Here is a 12,704-nt window from a genome sequence, read left to right on the forward strand (position 1 = left end):
TATGACTATATCACCAATTGACTCGGGCAAATCGCAGACAGGACAGTTGACGCGCGGTCGCCGTCCTCCCTGGTTGCGTGTGCGTATGGCCGATAGCGACGGCTACCGGCGAATCAAACAGATGATGCGGGGCCACAGTCTGCATACTGTCTGCGAGGAAGCCATGTGCCCCAACATCGGAGAGTGTTGGGAACGGGGCACGGCAACCTTCCTTCTGATGGGCGAAACATGCACACGCTCCTGTGGCTTCTGTAAGATCAAGACAGGTCGGCCAGCTTCCCTTGATGAAGGCGAACCCTGGCGTGTAGCCGAAACGGTGCAGATGATGGGTCTCCGGCATGCCGTGTTGACCAGTGTTAATCGAGATGAACTCCCGGATGGGGGCGCACACGTCTTCGCCGAAACCCTTCGTCAGATAAGAAAGATGCAACCCGGCTGCACAGTCGAGGTGCTGATTCCCGATTTTCAGGGTAACTGGGAGGCACTTCAATTGGTCATGGATGAACGACCGGAGATCTTAAACCACAATGTCGAGACCGTGCCTCCCCTGTATCGGCGGGTGCGTCCCCAGGCCAGGTATACGCAATCATTGGAACTGTTGTGCCAGGCCCGCCAGATGGTTTCTGATGGCATAACAAAAACCGGTATCATGCTGGGCCTGGGGGAAACCAGGGAGGAAGTTTTACAGGTCATGGATGATCTGAGGGCTGCCGATGTGGATATCATGACCATCGGGCAGTATCTTCAGCCCAGCAAGTGGCATTTGCCAATTGAGCGTTACGCTTCGCCCGAAGAGTTCGAACAACTCCGTGATGAAGGCATGGCGCGTGGATTCAAGTGGGTGGAATCAGGACCACTCGTTCGGTCATCCTATCACGCGGACGGGCAGGTGGATCAACTGGCCGTTCAACCCGTCAGTTGATTCCTCCCTTGTCAAGGCATGGGGTAAGAAGTGCCACGTATGGCGCGACTGTGGATGGCAGAGGCAATCAGCACGGCATGGCAAGGGGTTCCTGTGGATACTTCAGCCACCTGGCCCCAATGTAGGGTTGATGATTTGGAGAGTGCTGCGCGATGACAAAACCGATCGTGGTGACCGACGATACTTTCGAAGCGGACGTTCTGGGCGCAGAGACGCTGGTATTGGTTGATTTCTGGGCGCCCTGGTGTGGCCCATGTCACATGATCGCGCCGGCGTTGGAACAGCTGGCCGTTGATTATGAGAATCAAGTGGTGATTGCCAAGGTCAACACCGATGAGGATTCTCGCTATGCCGAGATCTACGGAGTACGCGGGATTCCTAACATGATTCTGTTTTACCAGGGTGAACCGGTTGACAGAATTGTCGGTGCGATGCCCTATCTCCATCTCAAAGGGCGGTTGGAGAACGCACTGGCCCGAACATCTGAAACCTTTTGATGATTTCTTGCATCCAATTCACGGAAACAGATAAAAACAATAATCGAGGATAGGAGATTAGCATGACGAATCTATTGAAGCGCATATTTGGCGAAACCGAGAGCGAAATTGCAGTTGCTGAGGCTGGGGACGACAGCGGCACCAGCACAAACACCCAGGTGAAGCCAATCCACGTAACGGATGCAGATTTCGATGAGATCATTCTGCAGGCCGATGTGCCGGCTGTGGTCGATCTTTGGGCGGAATGGTGTGGTCCTTGCCACATGATTACACCGTCGGTGGAAGAAATGGCAAGTGAATATGAGGGCAAGGCGATCATTGCCAAGATGAATGTTGACGAAAACCCAGGTACCCCGCCCAAGCTCGGTATTATGGGAATTCCAACCTTGATATACTTCAAGGATGGCAAAGAAGTAGATCGGCAAGTGGGCGTTGCCGGTTATGCACAACTGGCTGGCAAGCTGGAAAACCTGCTGGACTGATTCAGGCAAAGTAGTGCCCCCAATATTGAAGAGTGCGTCTAGGTCAGGCGCACTCTTTTCGATTCCCACACTATCCTCGCTCATCTTCAATGGACCACTGATAAACGCCGGGTGATGCAGATCAAATCGAAACCGCAGATCTGTCCTGAGCAGTGATTTTGGACCGTACAGAGAGAGTGCAAACATAGAGTTTGGGGAAATCGTCGAAAAAACTTGTGAAATATGAGCTGAATCATGTACAATGGGTTGGAAGATCGATACAATGGTCAAAGATAGTCGTATTTGTTTCCGGTGGCTAATGTAGCCGGCAACCGCATCGTCCGCAGCGGAGTCGGCAACACTGTGTCCTCGGGCACTCGTGGCTTCAAAGGAGAGTCCCACTATGCCGAAAGAGAAATTCACCTACCTGGATCCGGTTCCGAGCGACATCGATATCGCTCAAGCTGCCGAGATGAAGCCCATCCTGGAGATAGCAACTCAGGTTGGACTCACTGAAGATGATCTGGACCTGTATGGCAAATACAAGGCCAAGGTCCATCTGGATGTTCTGGACAAGTTCAAGGATCGACCCCTGGGCAAGTATATCGATGTAACCGCCATTACGCCCACACCGCTGGGAGAGGGCAAGACCACCACCACTGTTGGCCTGAGTCAGGCGATGGGCGCCTATCTGGGGAAAGATGTCATTACCTGCATTCGGCAACCTTCCCAGGGACCGACCTTTGGAATCAAGGGTGGCGCGGCCGGTGGTGGCTACAGCCAGGCAGTGCCCATGGAGGACTTCAACCTCCACTTAACCGGTGACATCCATGCGGTAAGCGCTGCCAACAACCTGCTGGCAGCCGCAATCGATGCACGCATCATGCATGAACGCAACTATGGCGACCGGTTCAAGAAGGTTACAGGGTTGGATCCCCTTAACATCGACCCGTATAGCATAACCTGGAACCGTGTTATGGACGTCAACGACCGGGCGTTGCGCAATATCATCGTGGGCCTGGGCGGAAAGGCCGATGGCATTCCTCGAGAAACCGGATTTGACATCTCCGTTGCCAGCGAGGTGATGGCGATCCTGGCCCTGACCACCAGTCTTGAGGACATGCGGGAACGGTTTTCTCGCATCGTCATTGGGCAAAGCTATGCCAGGGAGCCTGTGACAGCCGAAGACTTGGGTGTGGCGGGCGCTATGACGGTCCTGATGAAGGACGCCATCATGCCCAATCTGATGCAAACCCTGGAGGGAACCCCTGCATTTGTCCATGCCGGACCTTTTGCCAATATTGCCCATGGCAACAGCAGCATCGTGTCCGATCAGATTGCTTTGAGGCTGGGCGACTATGTGGTCACCGAGTCGGGCTTTGGCGCCGACATTGGCATGGAGAAGTTCATGAACATCAAGTGCCGCTACTCGGGCCTGACTCCCGATACCGTGGTTCTTGTGGCAACGATCCGTGCGCTCAAGATGCATGGCGGTGGCCCCAAAGTGGTTGCCGGGCGCGACCTGGACAAGGCTTACACCGAGGAAAACCTGTCCCTGCTCGAAGCAGGCTTCGCCAATCTGGCCAAAAATATCGAGATCGCGCGGCTCTTCGGTGTACCTGTCGTGGTAGCGATCAATCAGTTCCAGTATGATACCCCGGCAGAGATCGAACTGGTACAGCAACTGTCGGCGGAAACAGGCGCCTATGCCGCGGTACCAACCAATCACTGGGCCAAGGGCGGCTATGGATCCATCGAATTGGCTGAGGCCGTCATCGATGCCTGTGAGCAGCCAAAGGACTTCAAGTTCCTCTACCCGCTGGATCTATCGATCAAGGAGAAGATCGAAACGATTGCGGCCCAGGTCTATGGCGCCGACGGTGTCGAATATACGCCTGAAGCCAACAGACAGATTCGCGCCTATGAAAAGGCCGGGTTTGGCAATCTGCCCATGTGCATGGCAAAAACTCATTTGAGCATCAGCCATGACCCCAAGCTCAAAGGGGTCCCCACCGGTTTCACGCTGCCCATTCGCGAGGTACGAGCCAGCGTGGGCGCAGGCTTCATCTACCCGCTATGCGGTGAGATGCGCACCATGCCTGGCTTGCCTTCAAAACCGGTCTACATGAAGGTAGATTTGGATGAGGAAGGCCGGGTGGTAGGGCTCTTCTAGCGGTTAAATCGCCAAAACCAGCGCCGAGTGCGGGGCGATTCTGCCCCAATACTGGCTGAAAACCACCTCGCTTAGAGGTGGTTTTCTTTTTTCTGCAGATTTCGAGCCTGCTGGGAGCAGATCGATCAGGAAAGCGTTCATGACCGGTCGTGTGCGGGGTAAGTGGGGCCTGGCTTTACATTTTCCGAGCGATTCGGGAAAAACTCGATTTAGTTTACCTGTTATTACCCGGATGCTATACGAAAAATGGGGCGCATTTAAGGTTCAGGATGCCAAAAAAGCCTTGATTTTCGGGCCCCCGGCGTGCTAGGATATGGTCGCACACAACAATTTTGCCTGTGTGCCAGGCAGATAGGCGCCGAGACTTGACGAGGTGCCTTACCGGGTATCGTTGAAAAAGGAGACGCAAATGGCAAACCGACGAAGACGCATTGCACCCCTTGCCATCGTGCTCGTCATTCTCTTGAGCGCTGTGCCTGTGGGCTCGGGTCCCATGGCAGCCGTGGGAGACGCCCTATATAATGGTGGCTTCGAACACGGTTTCGAGGCGAACCAGGCGTGTGGAGGCATGGTGGGCGCTGGCTGGGGGTGCTTCCAGAATGGAGGCACGGCAGCCTACGGGTTCTACGATGATATGTGGGATCCCGTGGTCTATGCCGGCGAACACTCGCAGCTCATCGAGATCAACACGAAGGAGATGGGTGGCGACAATGACCGCAACGCCGGAATCTACCAAACGGCTGGCGTATGGCCAGGAACCCAGTACGAACTGTCGCTCAAGGGCATGATCCGTGCCGAGGATAACGGCGGGGACCCCTGGCGCTACCGGGTGTACGTAGGGTTTGACTACTATGGAGGCACCGACTGGCAAGCGGTCACCGACTGGCGTGAGTTGCCCTGGGACAGCTACTACGATCGCTTGAGCCCGGGTGAATTCAGCAGCTACAACACGACGGTAACACCGATAACCAAGAGGCTGACCGTATTCGTGCGGGTGCAGCGCAAGTGGGGCACCTGGTACGAGGAAACCGACGTCAACCTGGACGCCATTAGTCTCTTTGGCCCGGTAAGGGTTGAGAACTACAAACCCAAACCAGTGCATCCACCTGTGGCCAAGCCGCCAGTCTGGCATCCACCCGTAGTTGAACCACCGATCGCTCATCCGCCGGTTGCCAAGCCCCCAGTCTGGCATCCGCCCGTGAAACCGCCGGTGCATCCAGGTTGGGGAGTTCACCCGCCCAAGCCGCGGCCAGAGCCAACCATCGTGTGTGATGGCCCCAACCTGCTGATGAACGGTGGGTTTGAGTATGGCTTCCAGGCCAACGGCGTGGCCAACTACTGGATGGGCTTCAACAACGGTGGGCGAGCCAACTACGGTTACTATGATGAACAGTGGCCGCCAGTGGTGTCGGAAGGAAAGCACGGCCAGTTGATCGAGATCAATACGCTGGACGTGGGAGATCAGACCGATCCCGACCGGATGTCAGGGATCTACCAATGGTTGTGGCTGAAGCCAGGAGCGACGTACGAGTTCTCGGTGGATGCGATGATGCGGGAACGGAACGATCATTCGGACGAGGATTTCTACCGCTACATGGTGGAATGGGGCTACTCAGCCAATGGGTGGACGGATCCTGCCAACATGACCTTCCGGGAACGGGTGCCGTTGGACAACATCTACCTGCGGACGGAGCCGGGAGAGATGCAGTCCTACACCACGCGGTTCGCGGCACCGAGTGAGACGACGACGATCTGGCTGTTTGCATTGAAGAAGTGGGCAACGCTGGAGCGGGAGTTGGATGCAAATCTGGATAACGTAGCGATCAGGATCTGTCGCAAGGCCTATCCTATGTACCCAGTCCATCCGCCGAAGCCGATGCCACCTGTGGTTTACCCACCATACCCCAAACCACCGGTGAACCCGGTACCGCCAAGCAAGCCCAAGCCGCCAATAGCAAGCTGCTCCGATCCAGGTAACGTGCAATATTGGGTCCAGCCAGGAGACACCCTCTCAGGCTTGGCTCAGCAGTTCGGCACAACCGTGGCCGAAATCATGGTGAAGAATGGCCTGAGCAATCCGAATTACATCTATGTGGGTCAGGAACTGTGCATACCCACACAGCCGGTGCCGGAACCCTACGAGCCTCCAACCGCGGAAGCGCCCCAACCGCTCCCTGCACCAGTCACACAGACTGAGCAGGTCCCGTCAACAGAGATCGAGGTTATCCAGGAAGCGGAAGCATCACCGTTCGCGACCGAAGAGGCACCCGGGCCAACGGAATCGCCCCCAGCGGCGGCGCCCGCGGCAGTACCGCCAGCTCAGGAAGAGGTTGAGAGAATCGGTGTAACTGAAACCTACCAAATAAGGCGGGGTGATACACTCAGCAGGATTGCCCAGAACAACGGCACAACTGTTGAAGCCCTGGTTGCACTGAACGACATCGAGAATCCCAACTGGATCTATGCCGGGATGGTTCTCGAGGTATCCGTGAGGTAGGACACCCTGCCACTTGAACGAGGCTAACATGCCTTACTTTCCAACTTTTGCAGACAGCCAGTGGGGCTGCACCAGGAAGTCCCCACGGTTGTACCAACCGGGATTGTCGCACCCGGGAATGACGATCCCGACCCAATGGGTGTCTATTCGGACAGAGACCGTCAAGCGGAATGTCGGAACAGAGCCCACCAATTCGAACGAAATCCTGCGATTGGCCCTCGGGTCAACGGCAAACTTGACAAGGAGCTAACGATGTTTAGCAATTACAGCAAGCGAGTTCTCGTGGTGTCGCTCATGATAGCCATGGTTATGCTGCTCGCTCTGACCAGCACAACCGCGGCGAGTGCCCCCACTAATGGCACCGATCAGCCGGAAAACACGACCTGTGTCGACGGCTACATTATCAATCACCGTGAACAACCGGTGGATGGGACCAAGTTCGATCCGCCCCTGAAGGTCTACGCTTTTGGAATGTATGTGCCCCCTGGCACCAGTGTCAATGAAGCTAATCTGCCTGACCTGCCCGCCATGGCCGAGCAAGTTGAAAGCCTGGACTCCCTCATGGTACCGGCCGAAGGCGACCGCTCTGGTTCCTACATGGCCTGGGCCGAAGTAGACAGCAATGGCTACTTCAAGTTCGAAGATATGCCGGCTGGTTACACTTACCACTTCGGCTTCAACCTCCCTCAGGACTGGGACGGTATCGTACCTCAGGCGCCCCGCAATGGGACTGCCTGGACCGGTTGGACCGTGCTGCAGGATCTGGGCGAGGTCAATGGTAAGCAGAAATGCCACCGCATCGTCTTCAAGATCCGCCGTCTGTTTGACGTAACTGTTCTCAAGTGGGAAGAGTTGATGGATGGCACCGTGCAGCCTGGAGCCGGCTGGGACATCACGTTCCTGCCCCAGGGTGACCCCTTTGTTCACAAGCAGGCCGGGACGACCGACGAAAGTGGTCGTGTTACCTTCACGATAACCCCCGGAAAATGGCTTGTGAAGGAAAAGGTGAAACCCGGCTGGACGCCCATAACGCCTCCATCGGTCTACCTGCACCTGGATCAATACGCACCTCCTGGCGCCCAAGCCCCCATCATCTTCAAAAACCGCCAACCTGCCTGCAAGGGCGAAATCGAGGTTGAGAAGATTGGCTGGGGTCGCGATGCCAGTGGTCGACTGATCCCCCTGGGGCCGCTGGCCGGCTGGAAAATCGTCCTGAGCCGCTACGATGGCAACATGCATCCAATCAGCGGTTACACCGATGCCTCCGGGAAGGTCACCTTCTCCGGACTGTACCCAGGTGTCTACCAGGTCAAGGAATATGTCCAGCCTGGTTGGAAGCCCATGTCCGACAACCCCCAGACTGTCGTATTGTCTGGATGTGACACCGAATCTGTCACCTTCGAAAACGTAGAGACCACCGGTGATCTGAGCATCCGTGGCCGGAAGTTGTACAAGGCGTGGGTGCCCCCGTTCAAGGGGCAGATCGTCGGTCTCTCCGGCTGGAAGATCACGGCAACCCTGAAGGGTTCCGATCCTGAGCGCACCGTGGAAACCACGACCAATGCTCTGGGTGAATACGAGTTCTCCGCGGAAACGCTGCGGAACGCGGGGATTGCATTCCCTGGCGCCACAGTCACCGTTTGTGAGGAAAGCCGGGATAACTGGATCCACATCACGCCCAAGTGTGTCGATGTGACCTTCCCCTATCCTGTGCCACCTGACTACAAGGGTGCTACGGTGAACTTCACCAATATCCAGGATCCTCCGCTGCCCGGTACCGGTGTTGCAGCTTCCACTGCCTCTGCAGTAGCTGTAAGCAACTGCCAGGAGACCTACCTGGTCCGACCTGGTGACACGCTGTCTGGCATTGCCGCCAGCCATGGCACAACTGTACTTGCCATCGCTCAGGTCAATGGCATCAGCAACATGAACCTGATCCGTGCTGGCAGCACGGTCTGTGTCCGGTAACCAAGGAACTGCCGGTTGACGGCTTGTTCCTGGTGACTGAGCTAACAAACCGGCGCAATACTGCCACCTCCCAGGACATGATCCTCCCGAGTTGGCAGCCAGCCACGGCGTAGAACGCGCATCCTGGTGATCCCGTGGCGGAGCGGAATCGAGCAAGCTCGATTCCGCTCCTTACTTTATGCCAGACTCGTTACCCACGTCCATCCCCCAGTTGTGTCAGGATCATGATCTCGGTCTGTTTTCGCCGTTACCGGGCTGCCAGGGCCTCGTCAATCAAGGCTGCCAACTGCGCGTAGCTTTGTGCTCCCGGTATTATCAGGCCGTTGATGGAGAAGGTAGGGCGCAGGCGGATGCCCTCACCGCGACGCACACGATCAAGAGCGATGGTTTTTTCGGCGAACTGACCGGTTTCAAGGCATTGGCGGAACTGGGCAAGATCAGGCACCCCTGATCTTGCAGCGAAATCGGCATAAGTATCCATGTCGGCGCTCCACAACTGATTCTGATCAGAGTAAAAGAGATCATGAATCGCCCAGAAGGCCACTGGGTCCTGGTCACCGGCGCACTCGGCGGCCTGGTAGGTCTTTGCAGTCGGACCATGATCCAGTATGGGAGAGTAGACGTAACGGATTTTGCCTGTGTCAGCATAGTCGGCGACGATATCATGTTCAGTGGATAACACGTATCCACGGCAGGCGCCTCAGAGAAAATCCGAGTAATCAATGACAGTGACTGCTGCATCAGGATTGCCCCTGAAGTACTGTCCTTCCCCGGTCTGTCCGAAGATGCTGGTAACGGCCGGTTCTTCCGCGGGCACGGGAGTATCGGTGGCAGGCACCGCGGTGGGTGATTCGATTGGTGGCACTGGCGTGTCCGCTGGCCCTTCATCGGCCTCGGTTTCGGGTGAATCGGCCGGGACAGGGGTATCAGTTGGCGGGACAATCGCAGGCGTATCGGTGGCAAGTGCCGCAGTGGGCGCGTCGGTGGCTGTCGCTACATGTTCAGCCGCGGGCGTTGGCTCGGCACTACCACCGCACGCTGCCAGCAGCAGCGCCAGAGAAAGAAGCAAGCCAATGCTGACCATAACATTGGGGCGCAGGCGTTTTGGTTTCATGAGGTACCCTCCTGGGAATTCGTAACGATCACCATTGTAACAGGTCACCCCTCCACCCTAAGTAAGCTCGCTTTCAAAAGCGGGATCACGGTCTTGCCTTGCGCGCTTATACGATCTCCGTCAGCAACCGGGTTTTTCTATCGATAGAGCTCCCGGGCGATGATCACTCGCTGAATCTGGGAGGTGCCCTCATAGATCTGGTAAATCTTGGCGTCCCGCATCAGTTTTTCGACTGGATACTCGGCGCTGTAGCCGTAGCCACCGAAAACCTGCACCGCATCGGTGGTTGTCTTCATACACATGTCGGCGGCGAAGGCCTTGGCACAGGCCGCCACCTTGACGTTGTTCATGTCATGATCCACCAACCAGGCCGACTTGTGGACCAGTAGACGGGCGGCCTCGATGTTAATGGCCATGTCGGCCAGCATGAAGCCTATGGCTTGCTGATAGGCGATAGGCTTGCCAAAGGCCTGCCGTTCACCGGCATAGCGTACCGCCTCTTCCATGGCCCGACGCGCTACCCCAACAGCCGCAGCCGAGACGCCGGGCCGGCTGCGGTCGAAAACATTCATGGTGATCAGGAACCCCTGACCCTCCTGGCCCAATCTGTTTTCGGCCGGAACCTCCACATCTTCCAGAAAGATCTCACCGGTGCAGGCAGCATGTTGTCCCAGCTTGGGCATCGGTTTACCGGCGCTCACACCAGGCCATTCCTTTTCGACGATGAAGGCGGACATGCCTCGATGGCGGGCCTCCGGATCGGTCTTGGCGAAGATCACGTAAAAATCAGCCACGGGGGCATTGGTAATCCAGGTTTTGCTGCCATTGAGAATGTAGCCGCCCTTTTGTTTGATTGCCGTGGTTTTGATCCCGGCCACATCGGACCCGGCATCTGGCTCAGTCAGGCCATAGGCCGCCAGCTTGCCATTGTCCATGAGCCACTCACCCAGATATTTCTCTTTCTGGACTTCATTGCCTGCCAGAATGATTGGCCAGGCCGCCAGGCTGTTGAGCATCATGGCTGTCTGGATTCCGGAGCACCCCCAGGCCAGTTCCTCGTTGACAATGCACTCGCCCAGTACATCCAACCCTGGACCGCCGTATTCTTCCGGGATGTTAACGTTCATCAGGCCCAATTCCCAGCCCTTCCTGACAATCGGCCAGGGAAACTCGTGGGTCGTGTCATAGTGTTCGGCCTGGGGCAAGATTTCCTTTTGCGCAAACTGGTGGGCCAGATCGCGGAGCATCCGTTGTTCGTCGTCGAACGTGAAGTCTATCATCGCTGATGCCTCCTGTGGAGAACCGAAGGGGTTGCCTGTATGACGCGATGTGTCATCGCGGAATTATTCTAACACGAAAGTGGGCCGGGTACAAGAGGCAGGCTGATTGTCAATTGTGGATTGCTGTGCCAGGGATTTATCTCTCCCAGCCGTGCTGGGCTTCATAATCGAGGTAGCCAGCCATTAGTTGACCAGTTACGGGGCCTGGACAGGTGGGGAGCAGGACGTCGTCGATCTGGCGAAGGGGAAGGGCACGGCGGTTGGTGCTGGTGATGAAGGCCTCGTCCCAGGTGGGTACCTCATTGAGTGGCAGGGTGGTGTGCTGCACGGGAATCGCCAGGTCCTGTGCCAACTGCAAAACAATCCCTTCGGTGACTCCCGCCAGGGCGGTACCTTCCAGCGGGCGAAGCAACACGCCATCCCTCACGGCCAGAATGTTGCTGGTGCTGCCCTCCGTGATGTTGCCGTGGCGATCGACGATCAATCCCTCCTGAGCCCCCAACGAGCCGGCCTTGCGACGGGCCATGGTTTGCGCCAGGCAGTTGGTGGATTTGGCCAACGGCCAGGTGCGCTCGCCTTCACTGGATATGGCCCAGGCCCCTGCCTTGTAGAATCGTTCGGGATGGATGATTGGTGGCTTGTAATAGAGACCGCATACCGCGGGGTTGACGCCGTCACTGCCGTAGGCAACGATGCGCAGCATGCCGTCGGTGCCATGCCAGGTTGCGGCCAGCCGGCGACTCCATTCAGCGATCTCCTCCACGGGTGCTGGCAGGTCCAGACCCAGGATCTCGGCGGACTGGCCCAACCGCTCCATGTGCCAGCTGAGGTGAAAGAATCGTCCCTTTTCAAACTTGATCGTCTCATAGATGCCGAAGGAGTCCACCAATGACTGGTGAAAAACAGGGAAACCGGCCTGGTCGGCGGGCTGCATTGCACCGTTGACGATGACGCGGGAACCTGGTAATGCGTCCATGGGTGTCCTATTGAGATTGAAGTTTATCTGCCACGAGGCTGGCCAGGAATCGTCGCTCAGCGCCATCCTCGAAGCGAATCGTGATCTGGGGATCGTCGATGCCATCGACCCTTTCCACAGTACCTGCACCGAACTTGCCGTGGATAATCGGCATGCCGGGCTTAAAGTCAACTGGCGCGACAGCACCTGCGTTTCCCTTGGCCACCGGGGTTCTGGTCGCGGCGATCGATTCTGTTTCTCGATCCCGCCATAGCTCCGCATAGATGGCCAGATCCTCCGGCTGCCGTACGCGGCTGACCACTTCGTCCAGACGTGCACGGGATTCGGCCAACATTGGCATGTAGGTGAGCTTGTCTTCGTCGGGGCGATTGCCCTGGGCAAGCAAGCGAGAGATACGACTTAACGCTGAGCGCAGTTTTCGCAGTTGATCGCGAGGATAGGGCGTGTTGGGATCAAGTAGAAAGAGTTCCACATCGTTCTGACGGCACAATTCGGCGCGAATCTGGTTGCGCTGCTCGTCGTCCGTCAGTTCCCAGTCGCTCTGCCTCGGTTGGCCCCTGGCAGTCAATCCTACGAAACGAATGGCGAGCCCCACTTCGTCGTAGAGTTGATCAAGCTTGAGACGCCGACCTGTCGCCGGGTTGATCAGCCAATCGGGGCTAATATTATCCTGATGATCGAAGCTGTCCATTACGCGAGCCAGAATCTCTCGCCAGGCCATCATGTTCAATCCACTACTCACAAGTGCAACTCCATTGGTAAATGGTCGAGGCGCTTTCGTTATTGTGTTCGCCCCGACAAGGCCGCAAAAGGATA

General features: G+C 56.8%; 11 protein-coding genes. 6 read left to right on the forward strand and 5 right to left on the reverse strand.

Translation table 11 applies throughout. From position 1 onward, the window contains the following. Position 1: 1 nt before the first annotated feature. The 6 genes from lipA (at position 2) to U9R25_17670 (ending at position 8,518) form a co-directional block, all read left to right on the forward strand. Positions 2-922 carry a lipoyl synthase gene (gene lipA / locus U9R25_17645; GenBank protein MEA3337722.1) on the forward strand — a complete coding sequence of 307 codons (921 nt, stop codon included), beginning with the start codon at positions 2-4 and terminating at the stop codon, positions 920-922. Positions 923-1,074: 152 nt separating this feature from the next. Next, positions 1,075-1,419: a thioredoxin gene (gene trxA / locus U9R25_17650; protein ID MEA3337723.1), complete on the forward strand. Its 345-nt coding sequence runs from the start codon at positions 1,075-1,077 to the stop codon at positions 1,417-1,419. A 158-nt stretch (positions 1,420-1,577) separates the two neighbouring features. Then, positions 1,578-1,901, forward strand: a complete 324-nt coding sequence (gene trxA / locus U9R25_17655) for a thioredoxin (protein MEA3337724.1) — start codon at positions 1,578-1,580, stop codon at positions 1,899-1,901. 382 nt (positions 1,902-2,283) lie between these two features. Further along, the gene (locus tag U9R25_17660) at positions 2,284-4,053 is read left to right on the forward strand and encodes a formate--tetrahydrofolate ligase (GenBank protein ID MEA3337725.1); all 1,770 of its coding nucleotides are present in this window, start codon (positions 2,284-2,286) and stop codon (positions 4,051-4,053) included. Between the two features lie 409 nt (positions 4,054-4,462). After that, the gene (locus U9R25_17665; GenBank protein MEA3337726.1) at positions 4,463-6,550 is read left to right on the forward strand and encodes a LysM peptidoglycan-binding domain-containing protein; all 2,088 of its coding nucleotides are present in this window, start codon (positions 4,463-4,465) and stop codon (positions 6,548-6,550) included. Positions 6,551-6,802: 252 nt separating this feature from the next. Beyond that, positions 6,803-8,518 (forward strand): SpaA isopeptide-forming pilin-related protein, encoded by a 1,716-nt coding sequence (locus U9R25_17670; protein MEA3337727.1) that lies wholly within the window; start codon positions 6,803-6,805, stop codon positions 8,516-8,518. A 247-nt stretch (positions 8,519-8,765) separates the two neighbouring features. Here U9R25_17670 and U9R25_17675 read toward each other — a convergent pair whose 3' ends face one another. From U9R25_17675 to U9R25_17695, 5 genes are all read right to left on the reverse strand, one after another. After that, positions 8,766-9,200: a thioredoxin domain-containing protein gene (locus U9R25_17675; protein ID MEA3337728.1), complete on the reverse strand. Its 435-nt coding sequence runs from the start codon at positions 9,198-9,200 to the stop codon at positions 8,766-8,768. A gap of 18 nt (positions 9,201-9,218) precedes the next feature. Continuing rightward, on the reverse strand, positions 9,219-9,632 hold the full coding sequence (locus U9R25_17680) for a hypothetical protein (GenBank protein ID MEA3337729.1): 414 nt from the start codon (positions 9,630-9,632) through the stop codon (positions 9,219-9,221). A 137-nt stretch (positions 9,633-9,769) separates the two neighbouring features. After that, a complete protein-coding gene (locus U9R25_17685) occupies positions 9,770-10,912 on the reverse strand; it encodes an acyl-CoA dehydrogenase family protein (protein ID MEA3337730.1) in 1,143 nt (380 codons plus the stop codon). 136 nt (positions 10,913-11,048) lie between these two features. Next, positions 11,049-11,888, reverse strand: a complete 840-nt coding sequence (locus U9R25_17690; GenBank protein MEA3337731.1) for an aminotransferase class IV — start codon at positions 11,886-11,888, stop codon at positions 11,049-11,051. 7 nt (positions 11,889-11,895) lie between these two features. Continuing rightward, entirely contained in the window at positions 11,896-12,630 is a 735-nt protein-coding gene (locus U9R25_17695; GenBank protein MEA3337732.1) for a hypothetical protein, read from the reverse strand. Between the last annotated feature and the right edge of the window lie 74 nt (positions 12,631-12,704).

The organism is Chloroflexota bacterium, assembly GCA_034717495.1.
Taxonomy (GTDB): domain Bacteria; phylum Chloroflexota; class Anaerolineae; order JAAEKA01; family JAAEKA01; genus JAYELL01.

What these genes read in the sequence shown, in the direction of transcription:
- lipA (MEA3337722.1), top strand. Translation starts at nt 2, where the DNA reads ATGACTATATCACCAATTGACTCGGGCAAATCGCAGACAGGACAGTTG.
- trxA (MEA3337723.1), top strand. Translation starts at nt 1,075, where the DNA reads ATGACAAAACCGATCGTGGTGACCGACGATACTTTCGAAGCGGACGTT.
- U9R25_17660 (MEA3337725.1), top strand. Translation starts at nt 2,284, where the DNA reads ATGCCGAAAGAGAAATTCACCTACCTGGATCCGGTTCCGAGCGACATC.
- U9R25_17665 (MEA3337726.1), top strand. Translation starts at nt 4,463, where the DNA reads ATGGCAAACCGACGAAGACGCATTGCACCCCTTGCCATCGTGCTCGTC.
- U9R25_17670 (MEA3337727.1), top strand. Translation starts at nt 6,803, where the DNA reads ATGTTTAGCAATTACAGCAAGCGAGTTCTCGTGGTGTCGCTCATGATA.
- U9R25_17680 (MEA3337729.1), bottom strand. Translation starts at nt 9,632, where the DNA reads ATGAAACCAAAACGCCTGCGCCCCAATGTTATGGTCAGCATTGGCTTG.
- U9R25_17685 (MEA3337730.1), bottom strand. Translation starts at nt 10,912, where the DNA reads ATGATAGACTTCACGTTCGACGACGAACAACGGATGCTCCGCGATCTG.
- U9R25_17690 (MEA3337731.1), bottom strand. Translation starts at nt 11,888, where the DNA reads ATGGACGCATTACCAGGTTCCCGCGTCATCGTCAACGGTGCAATGCAG.